The 19,898-nt window shown below is 64.7% G+C and carries 18 protein-coding genes and 1 pseudogene; 9 read left to right on the forward strand and 10 right to left on the reverse strand.

Going from position 1 to position 19,898, the window contains the following annotated elements; all coding sequences use genetic code 11:
* Positions 1–127 precede the first annotated feature (127 nt).
* The 3 genes and pseudogenes from hisG to hisS all read right to left on the reverse strand — a co-directional run.
* Positions 128–829, reverse strand: coding sequence for an ATP phosphoribosyltransferase (hisG, locus tag X728_RS163990; RefSeq protein WP_023830442.1), 702 nt, complete (start codon positions 827–829; stop codon positions 128–130).
* Entirely contained in the window at positions 826–1,947 is a 1,122-nt protein-coding gene (locus X728_RS163985; protein ID WP_023830443.1) for an ATP phosphoribosyltransferase regulatory subunit, read from the reverse strand. Before X728_RS163985 ends, hisG begins: the two co-directional genes overlap by 4 nt.
* A gap of 170 nt (positions 1,948–2,117) precedes the next feature.
* Positions 2,118–3,578 (reverse strand): annotated as a pseudogene (gene hisS / locus X728_RS163980) (histidine--tRNA ligase); the annotation flags it as partial.
* A gap of 202 nt (positions 3,579–3,780) precedes the next feature.
* Here hisS and X728_RS163975 point away from each other — a divergent pair.
* On the forward strand, positions 3,781–4,023 hold the full coding sequence (locus X728_RS163975) for a hypothetical protein (RefSeq protein ID WP_023830445.1): 243 nt from the start codon (positions 3,781–3,783) through the stop codon (positions 4,021–4,023).
* Positions 4,024–4,150: 127 nt separating this feature from the next.
* Here the strand turns inward: X728_RS163975 and X728_RS163970 are convergent, their stop codons facing one another.
* Positions 4,151–4,789, reverse strand: coding sequence for a DNA-3-methyladenine glycosylase I (locus X728_RS163970; RefSeq protein WP_023830446.1), 639 nt, complete (start codon positions 4,787–4,789; stop codon positions 4,151–4,153).
* Positions 4,790–4,998: 209 nt separating this feature from the next.
* Between X728_RS163970 and X728_RS163965 the strand changes: the two genes are divergently transcribed.
* Complete coding sequence (locus X728_RS163965; RefSeq protein WP_023830447.1) at positions 4,999–5,745, forward strand: L,D-transpeptidase; 747 nt, start codon at positions 4,999–5,001, stop codon at positions 5,743–5,745.
* 271 nt (positions 5,746–6,016) lie between these two features.
* Positions 6,017–6,937, forward strand: a complete 921-nt coding sequence (locus X728_RS163960; RefSeq protein ID WP_023830448.1) for a bifunctional 5,10-methylenetetrahydrofolate dehydrogenase/5,10-methenyltetrahydrofolate cyclohydrolase — start codon at positions 6,017–6,019, stop codon at positions 6,935–6,937.
* 4 nt (positions 6,938–6,941) lie between these two features.
* On the opposite strand, the gene glcF is transcribed toward X728_RS163960, so the two are convergent.
* The 4 genes from glcF to X728_RS163940 form a co-directional block, all read right to left on the reverse strand.
* On the reverse strand, positions 6,942–8,267 hold the full coding sequence (gene glcF, locus X728_RS163955) for a glycolate oxidase subunit GlcF (RefSeq protein WP_023830449.1): 1,326 nt from the start codon (positions 8,265–8,267) through the stop codon (positions 6,942–6,944).
* 4 nt (positions 8,268–8,271) lie between these two features.
* The gene (locus X728_RS163950; RefSeq protein WP_023830450.1) at positions 8,272–9,483 is read right to left on the reverse strand and encodes an FAD-binding protein; all 1,212 of its coding nucleotides are present in this window, start codon (positions 9,481–9,483) and stop codon (positions 8,272–8,274) included.
* Positions 9,484–9,718: 235 nt separating this feature from the next.
* Complete coding sequence (locus X728_RS163945) at positions 9,719–11,215, reverse strand: FAD-linked oxidase C-terminal domain-containing protein (protein WP_023830451.1); 1,497 nt, start codon at positions 11,213–11,215, stop codon at positions 9,719–9,721.
* Positions 11,216–11,473: 258 nt separating this feature from the next.
* Entirely contained in the window at positions 11,474–12,796 is a 1,323-nt protein-coding gene (locus X728_RS163940; protein WP_023830452.1) for a DUF3422 family protein, read from the reverse strand.
* 205 nt (positions 12,797–13,001) lie between these two features.
* On the opposite strand from X728_RS163940, the gene X728_RS163935 reads away from it, so the two are divergent.
* From X728_RS163935 to X728_RS163925, 3 genes are read left to right on the forward strand one after another with little or no spacing between them, the layout of a single operon-like run.
* Positions 13,002–13,799 carry an FCD domain-containing protein gene (locus X728_RS163935; RefSeq protein WP_023830453.1) on the forward strand — a complete coding sequence of 266 codons (798 nt, stop codon included), beginning with the start codon at positions 13,002–13,004 and terminating at the stop codon, positions 13,797–13,799.
* Between the two features lie 12 nt (positions 13,800–13,811).
* On the forward strand, positions 13,812–14,948 hold the full coding sequence (locus X728_RS163930) for an alpha-hydroxy acid oxidase (protein ID WP_023830454.1): 1,137 nt from the start codon (positions 13,812–13,814) through the stop codon (positions 14,946–14,948).
* A 55-nt stretch (positions 14,949–15,003) separates the two neighbouring features.
* The gene (locus tag X728_RS163925; protein ID WP_023830455.1) at positions 15,004–15,771 is read left to right on the forward strand and encodes a metallophosphoesterase family protein; all 768 of its coding nucleotides are present in this window, start codon (positions 15,004–15,006) and stop codon (positions 15,769–15,771) included.
* On the opposite strand, the gene X728_RS1000000168230 is transcribed toward X728_RS163925, so the two are convergent.
* Both X728_RS1000000168230 and X728_RS163920 read right to left on the reverse strand, forming a co-directional pair.
* A complete protein-coding gene (locus X728_RS1000000168230; protein WP_006206855.1) occupies positions 15,768–15,908 on the reverse strand; it encodes a hypothetical protein in 141 nt (46 codons plus the stop codon). The genes X728_RS163925 and X728_RS1000000168230 overlap by 4 nt on opposite strands.
* A gap of 277 nt (positions 15,909–16,185) precedes the next feature.
* Positions 16,186–16,884 carry a type 1 glutamine amidotransferase gene (locus tag X728_RS163920; protein WP_023751995.1) on the reverse strand — a complete coding sequence of 233 codons (699 nt, stop codon included), beginning with the start codon at positions 16,882–16,884 and terminating at the stop codon, positions 16,186–16,188.
* An 86-nt stretch (positions 16,885–16,970) separates the two neighbouring features.
* Here X728_RS163920 and X728_RS163915 point away from each other — a divergent pair, with 86 nt between their 5' ends.
* The 3 genes from X728_RS163915 (at position 16,971) to X728_RS163905 (ending at position 19,872) form a co-directional block, all read left to right on the forward strand.
* The gene (locus X728_RS163915) at positions 16,971–17,618 is read left to right on the forward strand and encodes a hypothetical protein (protein ID WP_023830456.1); all 648 of its coding nucleotides are present in this window, start codon (positions 16,971–16,973) and stop codon (positions 17,616–17,618) included.
* A 31-nt stretch (positions 17,619–17,649) separates the two neighbouring features.
* The gene (locus X728_RS163910) at positions 17,650–18,384 is read left to right on the forward strand and encodes a 16S rRNA (uracil(1498)-N(3))-methyltransferase (protein ID WP_023715634.1); all 735 of its coding nucleotides are present in this window, start codon (positions 17,650–17,652) and stop codon (positions 18,382–18,384) included.
* A 114-nt stretch (positions 18,385–18,498) separates the two neighbouring features.
* Complete coding sequence (locus tag X728_RS163905) at positions 18,499–19,872, forward strand: glutamate--cysteine ligase (protein ID WP_023670558.1); 1,374 nt, start codon at positions 18,499–18,501, stop codon at positions 19,870–19,872.
* The last annotated feature ends 26 nt before the right edge of the window (positions 19,873–19,898 follow it).

Raw genomic sequence — 19,898 nt, forward strand, 5'->3', positions numbered from 1 at the left:
GGGTGGGTCCACGGCGAAGTGCTCGACTTCCTTGGTCACGGTCGACCCGGCTTGGGTCGTCTCGCGTCGAGCACTGCCGGAGCGACCCCACCCGTCCATCCGCCTTTGGCGGCTGTCCACCCTCCCCTCAAGAGGGAGGGAGCGCGCTCATCTTCGCGGCTATTTCCCGCACTAGCGCCTCATCCGCCGGCGCACGATCTTTCCGGGCAGCCACCAGGCAGGCCTGCGACTTCAGCACAACCCCATCGGCCAGCACCTTGAGATGGTTGGCGCGCAGGGTCGAGCCGGTGGTGGTGATGTCGACGATGACGTCGGCGAGGCCTGCCGCCGGTGCGCCTTCGGTGGCCCCGAGGCTTTCGACGATGCGGTAAACCTGGATGCCGTGCTTTTGCGAGAAGAATTGCTGCGTCAACCGCCAGTATTTGGTGGCGATCCGCAGCCGCCTCCCGTGGCGCTGGCGGAAATCGGCGGCGACATCGTCGAGGTCGGCCATGGTGTCGACGTCGAGCCAGATGCCGGGCACCGCGACCACGACATCGGCATGGCCGAAACCGAGACGCGCGACGATTGCGGCGCGCGCCTCCCAGTCGGCGAGGTTTTCGCGCAGCAGGTCCTCGCCGGTAATGCCGAGGTCGACCGAACCTTGCCCAATCTCGCCGGCGATTTCGGACGCCGACAGGAACGCCACCTCGATGCCCTCGGCGCCGTCGATGCGGGCGCGGTACTGGCGCTCATCGCCGGGCAGGCTGACGGCAAGCCCGGCCCTGGCCAGTACCTCCAAGGCCTGCTCCTTGAGCCGGCCTTTCGATGGGATCGCCAGCGTGATCATTGCGGCTCTCCCCGCAGCGCTTCGATGCGGTCGAGCCAGACGGAGAAGCCGACGCCGGGGATCGGCGTCTTGGCGCCGAGCAGGGTCAGCAGCCGGTCGTAGCGACCGCCGCCGGCCAGCGGCCGCTCGCCACCAAGTGCTGCGATCTCGAAGACGATGCCGGTGTAGTAATCCAGCGGACGGCCGAAGGCAGCGTCGTAGCGGATCGTCTTTGCAGGCAGGCCATGTGCCTCGATGGCTTTGGCGCGGGCGGCGAATTTTTCCAGCGCCGCGCCCAGCGAAAGCCCGGCAGAGGCCGCAAAACTTTCGAGCGCAGCACTCGCGCCGTCGAGCGGCACGTCAATGGCGAGAAAATCCCTGAGCGCCGCAAACGCTTCGTTCGACAACCGCACGCTGCGCAGTTCGGCCTTTTCGATCAGCCGCCGGGCAATGTCGGCGGGCGCGCGTCCGCCGGATGCCAGCAGGCCGGCCTCTTCCATGCCGCCGGCAATGTGGGCGGAAAGCGCTTCGAGATCGCGATCGAGGACAAGGGCCGCGACTTCGCCGTCAAGCTGACCGTTGCGTGGCGGGTTGGCGAGATCGGACAACGCTGCCTGCAGCATCGGCGCCGAACCGAAGGCGCGCGCAAGTCGCATGCGCCAGCCGCGCGGCAGGCCGAGGGCCGCCAGCACCGCCTCGAAGATGGTCTGGTCGCCGAGCGTGATCGCAAGAGGTTGCGCCGGCAGCACCAGCTGCAGCAGCGCGTGCGCATCGGCCAGCGAACGCGCATCGGCCTCGGCCGTATCGCGGTCGCCGAGATCCTCGATGCCGGCCTGAAAGAACTCGTTGCCGCCCTCGCGGCGCTGGCGGAACACTTCGCCGAGATAGCAATAGCGGCGCGGCGTGCCGGCCTGCGAGGCGATGTGGTCGAGGCAGACGGGGATGGTGAATTCGGGCCGCAGACACAGCGTCTTGCCGGTCTCGCTTTCGGTGAGAAAGATGCGGCGGCGCAGATCCTCGCCGGCCATGTCGAGGAATGGGTCGGCCGGCTGCAGCACCGCGACCTCGACCGCATGGGTGTTGCGGGTGGCGAAGAGTTTGGTGATTTCGGATGCGATGGCGGGATAGCGGGAGGTCATGCGTGGCGCGAGGCACCCCCCTCTGGCCTGCCGGCCATCTCCCCCTCAAGGGGGGAGATTGGCAGCTCGGAGCGCAGCGCCTCTTCTTCAACGCCGGAGATTGGCGAAACCATGCGCGACATCCAATCTCCCCCCTTGAGGGGGAGATGGCCGGCAGGCCAGAGGGGGNCCTCGGCGACCAGCTCTCCCTCCGCCACCGTCACCTGCGCCGGGCGGGCAGCCCGCCATTCAGCGTTGTCGGCGATTTCAGCGGACATGCGCGCGCCTTCGATCAGATCCTTGATCTGCAACTCGCCCTTGGCGCGCTCATCGCCGCCCTGGATGATCGCGACCGGGCTACCGCGGCGGTCGGCGTATTTCAGCTGCGCCTTCATGCCGGCGCCGCCGAGATACATCTCTGAGCGGATGCCGGCGGCGCGTAGCTCTGCGACCATCTTCTGGTAGCGGCCAAGGCTTTCCGTATCCTTGTCCATCACCAGCACGACGACCGGCGCGATGACATCGGTGGTGTCCAGCTTGCTGAGGTTCTTCAGCGCCGTCATCAGGCGGGAGACGCCGATCGAAAAGCCGGTCGCCGGCACCGGCTCGCCACGGAAGCGCGAGACCAGCCCGTCATAGCGGCCGCCACCNCCGCCACCGCCGACCGAACCGAAGCGCACGATCTGGCCGTCTTCGTTGGGGATTTCGGCGAGCAATTCGGCTTCGAAGACCGGGCCGGTGTAGTATTCGAGGCCGCGCACGACGGAGCGGTCCATGGCGATGCGATCTTCGCCATATCCGGCCGCCCTGACCAGGGCTTCAATCGTCGCGAGCTCGCCGACGCCTTCTTGGTAAGTCGAGTTCGAGCTCACTATGGAAACCTGGTCGACCTGTGCGTTCCTTGCCGTGGCGAGAAGAACTGCTTCAGCTTGCCCGTCGTCCAAACCAGCGCCCTTGGCGAAGTCGCCCTCGCCTTCCTTGCCGCCATCCCATCGGCCCGGCCCAAGCAGAAGCTTCACGCCTTCCGGCCCGAGCTTGTCCAGCTTGTCGATGGCGCGCAGCACGGTCAGCCGGCGGCCGGCATTGTTGTCACCTCCAAGGCCGATCGCCTCCAGCACGCCGTCAAGCACCTTGCGGTTGTTGACGCGAATGACGTAGTCGCCGCGCTTGATGCCGAGCGCTTGCATCACGTCGGCCATCATCATGGCCATCTCGGCGTCGGCTGCGACGCCCGGCGTACCGATCGTGTCGGCGTCGAACTGCATGAACTGGCGGAAGCGGCCCGGGCCGGGCTTTTCGTTGCGGAACACCCAGCCGGAGCGGTAGCTGCGATAGGGTTTCGGCAGCTTCTCAAAATTCTCGGCGACGTAGCGCGCTGTCGGCGCAGTCAAATCGTAGCGCAGCGACAGCCACTGCTCGTCATCGTCCTGGAAAGAAAATACGCCCTCATTAGGCCGGTCCTGGTCGGGCAGGAACTTGCCGAGCGCATCGGTGTATTCGATCAGCGGCTGGTCGGCCGGCTCGAAACCGTAGAGCTCATAGACCGAACGGATCGTCGCCATCATCTTCTCGACGGCGCGGATATCGTCGGCGCTGCGGTCGGCAAAGCCGCGCGGCAGCCGCGCTTTCGTCTTTTCCGATTTGTCGGCCATGGGATGGGTCTTTTCGCTTAGTAATCGATGACTTGTTTGGAGTGGGCGTGTCCTAACCGAAGCGGCTTGGTGCGGCAAGGGTTTGCGCTCTTTCCATCTCCTTCGAAACAAAACGCACCGAAAGGAAACAATTCCGCCATCGGCGCGGCATCGTGCCGACACAATCAGAGCCGATAAGCGCGCCGAAACAAAGGGTTGGGCCATGACTGCCGCACACAAGTTCGACATCAGAGACGACGGCTTGCATGAAGTCCGGTTGCGGCCGGCCGAGAACCGTGCGCCGGTGACGGCGAGCCTCGGTCCGTTTGAGGTCACCGCCGACGAGCGCAAGGGTTCCACCATACGCGAGGCGCTGATGACCGGATTGCTGGTGATTTATCCGGCCTTTGCGGCACTGGCGGCGATTGTGGCGGGATTGTTCCTGACTGGCGCCAGCGGGACGTGAGTTCCTTACCCTCCCCCTTGTGGGGAGGGTCGACGCGTAGCGTCGGGGTGGGGGTGCGGCGCCAAGATACCCCCACCCGCGCCTTCGGCGCGACCTCCCCACAAGGGGGAGGTAGGGGGACAGCGCCCTACTTCGGCCTCTTAAAGGCCTTGCGTTCCTTCTCCACCTGCTCCCGGCACACGCAGCCTTCGAGATGGTCGTTGACCAGACCCATCGCCTGCATGAAGGCGTAGACCGTCGTCGGGCCGACAAAGGTCCAGCCGCGCTTTTTCAACTCCTTCGAAATCCTGATCGAGACCGCTGTCGTCGGGTTGGCGCGTAGATGCGCCATGTCCACCACCGCCGGCCGCTCCTCCGGCCCCGGCTCGAACTTCCAGAACCAGGCGGCCAGCGAGCCGAACTCGTCGACCATTTCGCACGCCCGTTTGGCGTTGTTGATGGTCGAGACGATCTTGCCGCGGTGACGGATGATGCCGGCATTGGCGACCAAGCGCTCGACATCCTCGTCGGTGAAGGCGGCGACCTTGTCGAAGTCGAAACCGGCGAAGGCCTCGCGGAAATTCTCGCGCTTGCGCAGAATGGTCAGCCAGGACAGGCCGGACTGAAAGCCTTCCAGGCAGATTTTTTCGAACAGCCTGCGGTCGTCGGCGACCGGCCAGCCCCATTCATGGTCGTGGTAGTGCAGATAGTCCGGCAGATTGCCGTGCCAGAAGCAGCGCGTGATCCCGTCGGAGCCGGTAAGCAGTCCGGTGTTGTCTTGAGTCATGGCCAATCCATCCGTTAACGCGCTTTCGCGCTGCATTTACCGCGGCTTTACCAGATTCCTGAACCCGGCGGTAACCACACCAAAAGGTTTACTGACAAAGCGGCATTTTACGCATTCCGATTCATGTTTCGGTTGTGGCTTCGCGCCAAGGATCGCGCAACCGGGGACAAGTTCCGCCTCCGTCCGTTCGACGATCAAGGTGCGTTCCGATGAAGATCTTTTTGCGTTCCGTGCTCGGCGCCGTGGCAATTCTGGCCGCCGGCGTCACTTCCTCCGCTGCCGGCGACCGCTATGCCGACAGGCCGCCGGTGATGGTGAGCCCCGACCTTTCCGCGCCCTGGGTGCTGCAGCTTGGCCGCGCGCCCGGCATCGTGCGGCAGAGCCGCCAGTTCGTGCAGCAGCAGCCACGCCTTCGCTATGCGCAGCCGGCGCGACCCGATCGGGTGCGCACTGCTTCCGTGCAGGCGCCGGCCAAGCGCGTGGTGATGCGGCCGCAGATCAATCCGCTCTACCTGCCGCAGGAAGTCGCCTATGACGGCCCGCAGAAGCCGGGCACGATCGTCATCGATACGACGCAGAACTTCCTGTTCCTGGTCGAGAAGAACGGTAAGGCGCGGCGCTATGGCGTCGGCACCGGCAAGCCTGGGTTCGAATGGTCTGGCACGCACAAGATCACCAACAAGCGCGTCTGGCCGGACTGGCGCCCGCCAGCGGAGATGATCAAGCGCGAGGCTGCCAAGGGCCGCTACCTCCCGACCTATCTGGCCGGTGGCGAAGAGAATCCGCTCGGCGCCCGCGCGCTCTATCTCGGCACGACGGAATACCGCATCCACGGCACCAACCAGCCATGGACCATCGGCGGCTCGGTATCTTCCGGCTGTATCCGCATGCGCAACGAGGACGTGGTTGACCTTTACGAGAGGGTCAATGTTGGAACGACCGTGGTCGTGATATAGTCGGCTACCGAATCATCTGGTTCAGAAGGCTAGACCTTCAGGGATCGGGAAGAGTTTACGGGGGACGGGCCGTGTGGGGATGCGGCCAGTCAGGAAAGGGCAGCCCGGGAAACCGCGCTGCCCTTTCTCTTTGCGGCTATAGCTGAGCCAGGCTGCGCCAGAACGTCGCGCCAGGGGGATGACGGTTCGCTTTCACGCTGCCTTGCCGCATTTCCCCTGCTATAGGGACGGCCAAACTCCCCTGCGCCAAACTCGCTGCAAAGGTTCAGCCATGTCTCCGCCAGACGATAGCCGCTATCTCCGGGGCGGCCCGGTCGCCCAGCGCATCATGGCATCCGTGCGCGAGGATGCCGCCATCGCCACCGCCGAAGGTTTTCCGCCCAAGCTGGTGTCGATCACCGTCGGCGATACCGCTGCCGTCGATGTCTATGTGCGCAACCAGCGCGCCAAGGCCGCCCTTGCCGGGATCGGTTTCGAGGAGCGGCGGTTCCCCGCCGACATCAGCGCCGGCGAACTCGAGGCGGCGATCCATGGCCTGAACGCCGACCCGCGCGTCACCGGCATCATCATCCAGCGGCCGGTGCCGGCCCACATCCCGATCAAGACGCTGCAGGCTGCGGTGCATCCGCTGAAGGACGTCGAGGGCATGCATCCCGCCTCGATCGGCAACATCGTCTACAACCAGTTCGATCTCGCGCCCTGCACGGCGGCGGCCTCGGTCGAGCTGTTGAAGGAAACCGGCCTCGACCTCAAGGGGCTCGAAGTCGTCGTCGTCGGCCATTCCGAGATCGTCGGCAAGCCGATTGCCTTCCTGCTGATGAGCGAAGGCGCAACGGTGACGGTGTGCCATCACATGACGCGCTCGGTGGCCGCCCATGCGCGCCGCGCCGACGCACTGTTCGTCGCCGTCGGCAAGCCCAGGCTGATCAAGGCCGACATGGTGAAGCCCGGTGCGGCCGTCATCGACATCGGCATCAATTCCGAGATCGGCCCGGACGGCGCGAGCCGCATCGTCGGCGACGTCGACACCGAGAGCGTGAAGGAAGTCGCGTCCTGGATCACGCCGGTGCCCGGCGGCGTCGGTCCGATCACCGTGGCGATCCTGCTGCGCAACACAATGGTAGCGCTCAGCCGCCAGCGCGCGCGCTACCAGGCGACGTATGGCGTGGTGGACCGGCTGGCAGCGGAATAGCTGCTTACTCGGCGGCGACCAGGTTTCCTTCGGAGACGCCCTCCGGCTTCGGACCACCATAGGCCCAGTCGAGCAGCTTGATCGTGTGCACCACCGGCAGCTTCGCGGCGGAAGCGATCTGGGTGATGCAGCCGATGTTGCCGGTGGCAACGATCTCCGCGCCGGTCGCCTCAATGTTCTTCACCTTGCGGTCACGCAACCTTGCGGAAATCTCCGGCTGCAGGATGTTGTAGGTGCCGGCGGAGCCGCAGCACAGATGCCCCTCGCGCGGTTCGCGCACGACGAAGCCCGCCTTGGACAGCAGCTCCTTCGGCTGGCGGATGATCTTCTGACCGTGCTGCATCGAGCAGGCGGAGTGATAGGCGACGACGGTGCCGGGTTTGCGCACCGGCTCGGGCAGGTCAAGGCTTGCGAGATATTCGGTAATGTCCCTGGCCAGCGCCGAGACCCGCGCGGCCTTGTCGGCATAGGCCGGATCGAGGCGCAGCATGAAGCCGTAGTCCTTGATCGTTGTGCCGCAGCCGGACGCGGTGATGACGATGGCATCGAGCCCGCCCTGGTCGATGGCACGCGTCCACGCATCGACATTCTGCCGGGCCGAGGCAAGGGCTGCTGCCTCGCGGCCCATATGATGGACCAGCGCGCCACAGCAGGCTTCGCCCTGCGGCACCACGACCTCGACGCCCAGCCGTGTCAGCAATGCAATCGTCGTCTCATTGATGGCGGGATCGAGTACCGATTGGGCGCAGCCGGTGAGGATGGCGACGCGACCTTTCTTCGTCCCCTGCCCGGCATGAATGCCGGAAGAGGCCATTGGCGAGACCGTCGGGATCGAGGCCGGTGCCAGCTTCAGCATCGCGCTGAGCGGCTTCAGGGCCGACACCTTTTCGAACAGACGAATGAATGGCTTGCCGAGTCTCGCCAATTTCAGCGCGGCGCGAAAGCGCGCGGGATAGGGCAGCACGAAGGCCAGCATGGCGCGGGTGAGCCGGTCGAGCAGCGGCCGCTTGTAAGTTTCCTCGATATGGGCGCGGGCATGGTCGACCAAGTGCATGTAATTGACGCCCGACGGGCAGGTCGTCATGCAGGCGAGGCAGGACAGGCAGCGGTCGATATGGGTGACGATCTCCTTGTCGGCCGGGCGGCCATTCTCCAGCATGTCCTTGGTGAGATAGATGCGGCCGCGCGGCGAATCCAGTTCGTTGCCAAGCGTCACATAGGTCGGGCAGGTGGCGGTGCAGAAGCCGCAATGCACGCATTTGCGCAGGATCTTCTCCGATTCCGCGACATGCGGATCAGCAAGCTGGGCAAGGGAGAAGTTGGTTTGCATTATCTTAGCCTAGGGCCATGCGGCCGGGATTGAGGATGGACTTGGGATCGAACTCGGCCTTGAGCCGCGCCGACAGTGCGGCCTTATGCGGTGCCTGCGGCTCGAACACCGGAACGGCGGCGCGATGCGAAGGGGTGGCGCGCACCAGCGTGGCGTGGCCGCCGCCAAGCTTTCTGATCAGCCCGCGCAGCAGGGCGGCCTCGGGATCGCCCTCCTCCATGCGCAGCCAGACCAGCCCGCCCTGCCAGTCGTAGAAGGCGCTGACACCGATCTGCATGCGCAGCGTCAGCACCATCTGATGGGCCTGAGAAGGCGCCATGGAGACGCGCCAGACCGGCTTTTCGCTACGGTCGGCGAATGGCGTGCAGTCCCTTATGTCACGCCAGAGGGTATGCGATGTCTCACCTGCGATCTCCTGCAGCGGGCCGGCATTTTTCAGCAGGGTCTTCAGCGCCTCAATGCGATAGGCGACCGATGGGCCGAAGCCTTCGACGCGCAGCAGCGTTGCGGCGTCGGCCCCGAGACTGCCGCCGGCAACGCGCGCGGCGGTGCGCTCGGGCAGATGGGCGGCGCTCGACACTTCGGCGCTGGAGCCTAGCGCCAGCGCCATGGCGGCAGCCGCCGCATCGTCGAGCAAGCCGCGCACGGCAAGCGTCACCTCGGTCTCGGCCGCCGGCAGCACCTTGAAGGTGACATCGGTGAACACGGCCAGCGTGCCCCAGCTGTTGGCCATCAGCTTCGACAGATCGTAGCCGGTGACATTCTTGACGACGCGGCCGCCGGACTTGAAAGCCTCGCCGCGTCCGGCAACCGCATTGATGCCCAGAATATGGTCTCGCGCAGCCCCCGCCTTCAGCCGGCGCGGACCGGACAGGTTCGCGGCAAGCACACCGCCGATCGTGCCTCTTCCCTTGATGCCGCCGAACAATGGGCCGTAGTCCATCGGCTCGAAAGCAAGTTGCTGGCCGTTTTCGGCGAGCAGGCTTTCTATATCGGAAAGCGGTGTGCCGGCCTTCGCCGACAGCACCAGTTCGGCCGGCTCGTAGAGCGTGACGCCGGTGAGTTTTGAGAGATCGAGCGTGTGCTCGGTTTGCGATGGCCGACCGATGCCGCGCTTGGAGCCGTGGCCGATGGTCTCCAGCGGCGATTCCTCCGCAGCCGCCCATTGGACGGTGGAGAGGACTTCGGTGGACGAGGTGGGAGTGAAGGTGGTCATGGCGACGCGCCGCTTGCGAGTGCAGAGACGTCGAGTTCCTTCGTGCCCCCCTCTGTCCTGCCGGACATCTCCCCCACTTGGGGGGAGATTAGCAGCTTTGGCGACCGCGCCTCTCTAGCAACGTCGAAGATTGGCGAAGGCAGAGATGACTGGTGATCTCCCCCCTTGTGGGGGAGATGTCCGGCAGGACAGAGGGGGGCGCGAAGGATCGCCGACGTGAGACATTCCGCCCCCATCAAAACCTCGGAATATCCGGAAACGCGACCTGCCCGCGATGCACATGCATGCGTCCAAGCTCCGCGCAGCGGCGCAGTTGCGGGAACACTTTCCCCGGGTTGAGCAGATGGTTGGGATCGAAGGCGCATTTGACGCGCATTTGTTGGTCGAGGTCGATCTGGTTGAACATCTCCGGCATCAAATCGCGCTTCTCGACGCCGACGCCGTGCTCGCCGGTCAAGACGCCGCCGACCTTGACGCAGAGCCGCAAGATGTCGGCGCCAAAACTTTCCGCCTTGTCGAGTTCGCCCGGCACGTTGGCGTCATAGAGGATCAGCGGATGCAGATTGCCGTCGCCGGCGTGGAAGACATTGGCGACGCCGAGGCCGTATTTCTCCGACAGTTCGCGCATGCCGGCGAGCACACCCGGCAATTCCTTGCGCGGGATGGTGCCATCCATGCAGTAATAGTCGGGCGAGATGCGGCCGACCGCCGGGAAGGCCGCCTTGCGACCGGCCCAGAAGCTCAGCCGCTCCTGTTCGGATTGCGAGACGCGGCATGTGGTGGAGCCGTTCCTGTAGGCGATCGCTTCGACGAGACCGATCAGGTGATCGACCTCGACGCCCGGCCCGTCGAGTTCGACGATCAGCAGCGCCTCGACATCAAGGGGATAGCCGGCGTAGACGAAATCTTCCGCGGCATGGATCGCCGGCCGGTCCATCATCTCCATGCCGCCAGGGATAATGCCGGCGCCGATGATGTCGGCGACGCATTGGCCGCCCTGCTCGCTGGTCGGAAAGCCGATCAGCAGAGCACGGGCCGTCTCTGGCTTTTTCAGGATGCGCACGGTGACCTCGGTGACGACGCCGAGCAGGCCTTCGGACCCCGTCATGACGCCGAGGAGATCATAGCCTTCCGAGTCCAGATGATTGCCGCCAAGCCGCACCACCTCGCCGTTCATCAGCACCATCTCAATGCCCAGCACATTGTTGGCGGTCAGGCCGTATTTCAGGCAGTGCACGCCGCCGGAATTTTCAGCGACATTGCCGCCGATCGAGCAGGCGATCTGGGAGGATGGATCGGGCGCATAGTAGAAGCCCTCCTGCTCGACGGCGGTGGTGATGCCGAGATTGGTGACGCCGGGCTGAGCGACGACGACGCGATCGGGATAGTCGATGGCAAGGATGCGGTTGAAGCGGCTCATGACCAGCAGCACGGCATCCTCGAGCGGCAGCGCGCCGCCCGACAACGAGGTTCCGGAGCCGCGCGGCACGACACGGATGTTGCGGTCGTTGCAGTATTTCAGCACGCGCGACACCTGCGCCACCGTTTCCGGCAGCACCACGACCAGCGGCAATTGCCGGTAGGCGGTGAGGCCGTCGCTTTCGAAGGCGCGCATCTCATTGGTGGCGTCGACGACGCCCTCGCCCGGCACGATGATGCGCATGTCGGCGACGATCTCCGCCCGCCTTCGCATAGTGGCGTCGTCTGGCTTGGGCATGACAAGGCCGGACATCGGCGGCGTTCTCCGCTTGGCTGGTAAAAATCTTTTACCAGTTACATCCGGATGTTGCAAACACCGCATTGGGCAAAGAGCGTACTGCCGGCCTTCCCCAGCGGCAATCTGCCGCTATTCACCCTCCCCCTTGTGGGGAGGGTCTCGAACGCAGTGAGCGGGGTGGGGGTCCACGCGACGAAAGCTCTTTACCAGCACCCCACCCCGATCCGCTATGCGGATCGACCCTCCCCACAAGGGGGAGGGTAAAGTGCGCTCCTACTCCCCCGGATGTTTCGCCGGCTCGGAGTGCATCCGCCTGACTCGCCGCACGCCCCACCAGACCAGCAGGATGGCGACCGGCACCGCGGCGGCCGTGACGACTTCCGGTGCAAAGGCATGGCCGAAGATCGAGGCGCCCTTGGCGAGATAGGAGATCAGGCCGACGACATAGTAGGACACTGCCGCCACCGACAGGCCTTCCACCGTCTGCTGCAGCCGCAGTTGCAGCCGGGCGCGGTTGTTCATCGACGCCAGCAGATCGCGGTTCTGCTTCTCGACCTCGACATCGACCCAGGTGCGCAGCAGCGTCGTGGCGCGGGTTAGTTTGCGCGACAGGTTGGCCTGGCGCTCCTCGACCGACCGGCATGTGCGCATGGCGGGTGCAACCCGGCGCTGGAGGAAGCCACGCCAGGTGTCGTAGCCGGGCACCGCCTCTTCCTCCAGCGCCTCCAGCCGCTCGAGGACGATGCCGTCATAGGCGCGGCTGGCGCCGAAGCGATAGAGGCTGGAGGCGGCATCAGCCTCGAGTTCAGCGGCAAGCTCGGTCAGGTCGGCGAGCAGCGTCTGGCTGTCGCGGGTTTCAGCGACCTTCATTTCCAGTGTGGTCTGCGCCAGCCGGTCCTCGATGCGGCGGGCGCGGCCCGACAGCGTCAGAGCCAGCGGCAGGCCGAGCATGGCAAGCGTGCGGTAGGTCTCGACGTCGATCAGCCGCTGCGACAGCGCGCCGGTCCGCGCCGGCGTCAGGCCGCGATCAAGCACCAGGATGCGGGTCAGGCCGTCGCCGTCCTGGCGGAAATCGGTGACGATGGCCGCATTGCCGCGCTCGACCAGCGAATAGCAGAGGCTCGTCGGGTCGAAGGCCGCAATCAGCTTCTCGCTTGCCGGCGTCCATTTGCGGATCTCCAGCCTTATGCCTGAGATCACCGTTCCCGGCGGCGAGAACCCGTTGCCGAAAGGAGAATCCTCCTGCGCCCTGCCGCTTTCGGCAAGCGGCCCTTCCCAAAGATAGGTCGAGAATTCCGTATGCCGCTCCCAGCGCAGCGTACCCTTGCCCCACTTCATGGCGTGGTGGCGGGCATGACGGTCGGGCGCCGCGATGCCGAGGCGCCGCGACAGTTCGGAGAGCACGGCCATGTCGACGCCGGAGCCGCCCTCGGTCATGAAGGCGAGTTGCACAAGCACGCGCGGCTTCTCTATCAGCGGATGCGGCCGGGCATGGACCTCGCCGATCGCGCCGGGCCGTCCCTCATGCGCGGGAAAGCCCATCACGCTGCCCTGGGCGCGCGGCTGGAATTCGAGGTTGGACGTCTCGTCCGACACGGTGGTCCCCCTGTTCTCGACCCTTCGTGTGATGGCGTCCTCTAAAGGCAATCCATGAGGCGCGTAAACACCAAAGTCTAGCATCGTAGGTCCTGCCGGCGCGACGCGCAGACCGACCCGATTGGGCAAATTGGATAAATAATTTGACCAGTTGGCGACGCTGGCTTTATCTTGCGCGACGCCGGTTCAATTTCCCAGGCCCCCGTTGAGCGATATTTTCTCCAGGATCGAGCATTCGCGCACCGCCGACGAGGTGGTGCAGCAGATCGAAAGCCTGATCCTTGAAGGCGTGCTGCGCACCGGCGACCGGCTGCCGGGCGAGCGCGAGCTGGCGCGCCAGTTCGACGTGTCGCGGCCGATCCTGCGCGATGCGCTGAAGGCGCTGGAAGGGCGCGGGCTGCTGATCACCAAGGCCGGCGGCGGCACCCATGTCGCCGACGTCATCGGCCAGTTGTTCACCAAGCCGGTGACCGACCTCATCTCGATGCACCGCAAGGCGGTGACCGACTATCTGGAATACCGCCGCGAGATCGAAGGTGTTGCGGCCGAATATGCGGCGCGGCGCGCGACAGCGGACGACATTGCGCTGCTCGACCGCATCATGGCGCGCATGGACGAGGCGCACCGCACCGGCGATTTCGACGACGAGGCGGAAATCGACGTCGAGTTCCACCATGCTGTGTGCGAATGCGCGCACAACATCATCCTCTTGCACACACTGCGCTCCTGCTACCGGCTGCTGTCTGAAGGCGTGTTCCAGAACCGGCTTCTGGTGTTCAGCGTGCCCGGAGCGCGCGAGGCGCTGCTGGCCCAGCACCGGGCGATCTACAAAGCGGTGAAGGCAGGCGATCCGGCTGCCGCCCGGCAGGCGGCGATGGACCATATCTCCTATGTCGAACGCTCGATGCTCGAGGCCGAACGCAGCGGCGACTGGCAGCGCGTGTCGCGGCTCAGGCTTAAGCAGCGCTCCGACGCCGACGACGGCTTCAAGACGACTGGCTAACGAGGAACCACCATGAGCGACATCCTCACCATTGCCGATCTCAAGGACCTGGCACGCCGGCGGGTGCCGAAGATGTTCTTCGACTATGCCGATTCCGGCGCCTGGACGGAAAGCACCTACCGCGCCAACGAGGAGGATTTCGGCAAGATCAAGTTCCGTCAGCGCGTGCTGGTCGACATGAGCAACCGCTCGCTGGAATCGACCATGATCGGCGAGAAAGTGGCGATGCCGGTGGCGCTTGCCCCAACTGGAATGACCGGCATGCAGCATGCCGATGGCGAGATGCTGGCGGCGCAGGCGGCAGAGGAATTCGGCGTGCCGTTCACGCTGTCGACGATGAGCATCTGCTCGATCGAGGATGTCGCGTCGGTGACGAAGAAGCCGTTCTGGTTCCAGCTCTACGTGCTTCGCGACAAGGATTTCGTGCTCGACCTGATCGACAGGGCGAAGGCTGCAAAATGCTCGGCGCTGGTGTTGACGCTCGACCTGCAGATCCTGGGGCAGCGCCACAAGGATGTCCGCAACGGGCTGTCGGCGCCGCCCAAGATGACGCTGGCCAACATTGCCAACATCGCCATGCGGCCGCGCTGGCTGATGGGCATTGCCGGCACCAAGCGCCGCACCTTCCGCAACATTGTCGGCCATGCCAAGGGCGTCGGCGACGTCGCTTCGCTGGCATCGTGGACGACGGAGCAGTTCGACCCGCACCTGTCGTGGAAGGACGTCGCCTGGATCAAGGAGCGCTGGGGCGGCAAGCTGATCCTGAAAGGTATTCTCGACAAAGAGGACGCGCTGATGGCGGTCGAGACCGGCGCCGACGCCATCATCGTTTCCAACCATGGCGGGCGCCAGCTCGACGGCGCATCGTCGTCAATCATGGCGCTGGAGGAGATCGCCGATGCCGTCGGCGACAGGATCGAGGTGCATATGGACGGCGGCATCCGCTCGGGCCAGGACGTGCTGAAGGCGCTTTGCCTCGGCGCCAAGGGCACCTATATCGGCCGCCCGTTCCTGTACGGGTTGGGCGCCATGGGCAAGCAAGGCGTGACCCTGGCGCTGGACATCATCCGCAAGGAGATGGACATCACGCTGGCACTGTGCGGCAAACGGCTGGTGACCGAGATGGGCAAGGACCAGTTGCGGCGATAGGGTCTTGTTCACCGATTAGACCCTAGCTTCGCTGGATCACGGAGACGAAGCCGCCTTGACCGAGACCGGCATCCACTACCTCGACGCGCGCGCGCCCGATGGCATGCGCCTCTATGCGATCGGCGACGTGCATGGCCGGCTCGATCTGCTCGCCGCCATGCATCGCCGCATCGAGAGCGAACTCGAATACAAGCCGACCAGCGATTGGCGCGTCATCCACCTCGGCGACTATGTCGACCGCGGACCAGAGTCCAAGGGCGTCATAGACTTCCTGATCGAGGCGCAGAAACGCGATCCACGGCATCTGATGCTCGCCGGCAACCACGATATCGGCTTCCTCGATTTTCTCGACGAGCCTGACCCGGAAGGGCTGTTCATCCGCTATGGCGGCGTGCAGACGGCACAATCCTATGGCGTCGACCTAGCGGGACACGCAAGCTGGTTCGGCAAGGCCGAGGCGTTACGGCGGGGACACCAGGCACTGGTCAATGCTGTACCGCAAGCCCATGTCGACTTCCTGCGGTCGCTGCAATTGTCACTGATATCAGGTGATTTCTTCTTCTGCCATGCTGGCGTCAGGCCTGACGTGCCGCTGGAGAGCCAGAGCCCGCAGGATCTGGTCTGGATACGCGACGTCTTCCACAACCATCCAGGGCTTTACCCGAAGGTGATCGTGCACGGCCACACACCGGTGCCGGAGGCGGAGGTGATGCCGAACCGCGTCAATGTCGACACGCTCGCCTGGCAGTCAGGCATGCTCAGCGCGCTCGCCGTGGACGGCGCGGACAAGCGTGTCCTGACTGTGCAGGGAAAAGCGTTTTAGCGAAGCGCGGCGGTGACGCCGTAGCCGTCGACGGCCTGATGGTTGTTGGCTGCATCGGCGGAATAAATGCCGAGACCGCACAAAACGATGGCAGACAGCATGACAAAGGACAGAAGCGCTGCTTTCACGGACGTCATCTCTAGTTGAGCTTCCTGCATCTGGGCACGAGGCGGTTACCAATGGGTTGAAACCGAGAATTCGTCTCAAAGTTTCGACGATTTCGCGCTTGTAGGTCGATTCTGTATCGGCGGTGTGTCGCGCGGATCACACAGAAGGTTCATCGCGGTTGCATTGCCGATGCATAGCGCGCGCCTTGTAGGATAGCGTTCGGCCACAAACCAAGGACGAAAGAAGTTGTCCCCGGCAGATTCCCCGCCGCGTGCCAATTATGCAACGGCCGCGCGTTGGCTGGGTTCAGATCGTCGCCACCCAGGCGCGGGCAATGGCCAAGCCCGCGGCATCAGCCTCGGGGCCGTTGAGAGCCATTTCGCTGTCGAGGCGATCGTGCCAGTCGGGATGGCGATCGGCAATCAGCGGCGCGAAGGACGTGCTCCAGTCCCTCACCATCGGCCGGTCGGCCTCGAAATGGAACTGGAAGCCGTAGACGGCGCGGCCGATACGGAACGCCTGGTTCTCAGCAATCTCGCTGCCGGCAAGCCGCACCGCATTTGACGGCAGCGCGAAAGTGTCGTCGTGCCATTCGAAGATGGGGAAATCCTGGGGAAGTGCGCCAAGCACCGGATCGGTTCTGGCGTCCGGCGTCAGCGATACCTTGTGCCAGCCGAATTCCGAGGCGGCGCCGATCTGGTTCTCACCGCCGAAAGTGCGGGCAACCAACTGGCTGCCCAGGCAGATACCGAGAACCGAGCGATCCTTGGCGGCGAAATCGCGGGTCAGTTCGAGCAGCGCCGGGAAATACGGGTAGTCATCGTCGGCCAGCGCATTCTGACCGCCGCCAAGCATCACCATGGCATCGTGTCCGGTCGCGTCGTCCGGCAGCGCATCGCCCTTGTAGGGCCGGCGCAGGTCGAGATCGGCGCCGGCTTCGGCGAGCGCGGCACCAACCTGGCCAAGGCCGGTGTTGTCGTAGTTCTGGACCACCAGCACCCGCATCGCAAAACCCTGCTGACATGAAATGACGCGACGAGCGATATCATGTCGCCCGTATTGCAGCCAAGATGCGTATTCGGGAGAGAGCTATGCCACTGCAGAACCGGGTCGATCCGTTCGGCGCCATCCATGCCATATCCGAGCGCGGCCTGTTCACCGGCAATCGCGGCATCATCCACGATCCTGAGACCAAGACGCTGCTGAAAAAGCGTTGGGCCTTGCCGGCCTGGATCATCTGCGTCTGCCAATTCCGCAATGTGCGGCGCGAGCCGATGGGCAGGAACAGGCCGGGCGGCAGGGCCGGCTGGACCGAGTTGTTCTTCCTCGACGAGGTGACGGCGCTGGCCGCCGGGCACCGTCCCTGTTTCTATTGCCGGCGTGAGCGAGCCACGGATTTTGTCGGGCTTTTCGGCAAAGTCTTCGGTGTAAACGAACCGCGCGCGCCAACGGTGGACAAGCGGCTGCACAAGGAGCGGCTGGCTTCCGGCGGCAAGCCACCTGATGTCACCATGGGAGAGCTTGCCGAATTGCCGGACGGAGCGATGATCGCGGATGGCGGCTCGGCCTATGCGCTGCGCGGCGGCAACGCGCTGCCCTGGTCGTTCGCAGGCTATGGCGATGCGGCGGCCTTCGACAGCCTTGCCGGCCGGTCGCTGCGCCTGCTCACACCGGCCACGACCGTTTCGGTGCTGCGGCACGGTTTTGAACCGGTGTGGCATCGTTCCGCCGAGACTTGACGCCAGGCACCGCCTCCCCCATTCCTCGGCGATGCGCGCCAATTACAAGATGCAGCGGCTGTTCGTGCCGGACGACCTCGCGGCAGGCATCGAATTCGATGCCGGCCAGCAGCAGAGCCATTATCTCACGCATGTGCTGCGGCTCGGCGAAGGCGCCGAGATCCTGGTCTTCAACGGCCGCGACGGCGAGTGGTCGGCGGCGATTGCCACCAGGTCGAAAAGGGCGGTGCGGCTGAAGGTGCTGGCCTCGCAGAGACCGCAACCGCCCCTGCCTGACCTGATCTATTGCTTTGCGCCGCTGAAACAGGGCCGGCTCGACTATCTCGTGCAGAAGGCGGTCGAGATGGGCGCCGGCATCCTGCAGCCGGTGATCACCCAGCACACGCAAGTGGCAAAACCCTCCATCGACCGGCTGCGCGCCAATGTCGTCGAGGCGGCCGAGCAATGCGGCATACTGGCGGTGCCGGAAGTGCGCGAGGCCGAGAAATTCGAGCGCCTGCTCTCCGGCTGGGACAAGGAACGCCGGCTTATCTTCTGCGACGAGGATGCCTCGACCAACAACCCGCTGCCGGCATTGCAGGCAATACCTGAGAGGAAGCTGGCGCTGCTGGTCGGGCCGGAAGGCGGCTTTTCCGATGACGAACGCAAGATGCTGCGGGCGCTCCCCTTCGTCACTGCCATCCCGCTCGGACCGCGCATCCTGCGCGCTGACACAGCAGCTGTAGCGGCGCTTGCGGTGATGCAGGCGACGGTCGGAGACTGGTAAGAAGCGTAAAGATCAATTCCTGTTGACCTGTGGCTCAGGATTTTTCGCTTGATCGGCTGCTGACATTTCGTCCATTTAGCGCCGGCGGGCTCCGAGAGCCGCAGAGGGGGCCCCATGGCGCGCGACACAACCGATTTCCGGCCAATCGAAGGCATCGACGAACTGGTCGAACATCTGGCCGAAGGCAACAAGCCGCGCGACAAGTGGCGCATCGGGACCGAGCACGAGAAGTTCCCCTTCTATGTCGACGGCAACGCGCCGGTGCCCTATGGCGGCGAGCGCGGCATCCGCGCCATCCTCGAAGGCATGCAGCAAAAGCTCGGCTGGGACCCGATCATCGATGACGGCCGCATCATCGGCCTGGTCGAGCCGACCGGCCAGGGCGCGATCTCGCTCGAGCCGGGCGGCCAGTTCGAGCTGTCGGGCGCGCCGCTGGAAACGATCCACCAGACCTGTCGCGAGGGCAATGCGCATCTGGCGCAGGTCCGCGAGATCGCCGAGCCGATGGGCATCCGCTTTCTCGGCCTCGGCGGCAGCCCGAAATGGTCGCTGGCCGAGACGCCGAAAATGCCGAAATCGCGCTACGAAATCATGACCCGCTACATGCCCAAGGTCGGCACCAAGGGTCTCGACATGATGTATCGCACCTGCACCATCCAGGTGAACCTCGACTTCGAAAGCGAAGCCGACATGCGCCGCAAGATGCAGGTGTCGCTGAAGCTGCAGCCACTGTCGACGGCGCTGTTTGCCAACTCGCCCTTCACCGACAGCCGGCCGAACGGACTGCAGAGCTGGCGCGGCGACATCTGGCGCGACACCGACAACCAGCGCTCGGGCCTGCTCGAATTCTGCTTCTCGCCCGAGTTCGGCTTTGCCGACTATGTCGAATGGGCGCTCGACGTGCCGATGTATTTCGTCATCCGCGACGGCCACTATCACGACATGACGCACATCACCTTCCGCCAGTTCATGGCCGGCGTTGCCCGCAATGAAGTACCGGACGGACTGCCCACCATGGGCGACTGGGCGAACCATCTGTCGACCCTGTTCCCTGACGTCAGGCTGAAGCGCTTCCTCGAAATGCGCGGCGCCGATGGCGGGCCGTGGCGCCGCATCTGCGCGCTGCCGGCCTTCTGGGTCGGGCTGCTCTATGACGAGGCCGCGCTCGACGCCGCCGAGGCGCTGACTTCGAGCTGGACCTATGAAGAAACGCTGGCGATGCGCAATGCGGTGCCGGAACAAGGCATTTCCGCGCCGTTCCGCAACACGACGCTGCGTGAGATCGGCCGCGATGTAATGACGATTTCGCGCCTTGGGCTGAAAAATCGCGGCAGGAAGAACCGCGACGGCTATGACGAGACCTCGTTCCTCAACACGCTGGACGAAGTCGTGGCGCGCGGTACCACCAGTGCCGAGGAAATGCTGTCGGCCTACCACACGCGCTGGGGCGGCTCGATCGAGCCGGTGTTCATGGAATATGCGTATTAGCGTCGCGCCTTGAGCAGCGGCAAAAG

It is taken from the genome of Mesorhizobium sp. L103C119B0 (genome assembly GCF_000502235.1).
In the GTDB taxonomy this organism is placed as follows: domain Bacteria; phylum Pseudomonadota; class Alphaproteobacteria; order Rhizobiales; family Rhizobiaceae; genus Mesorhizobium.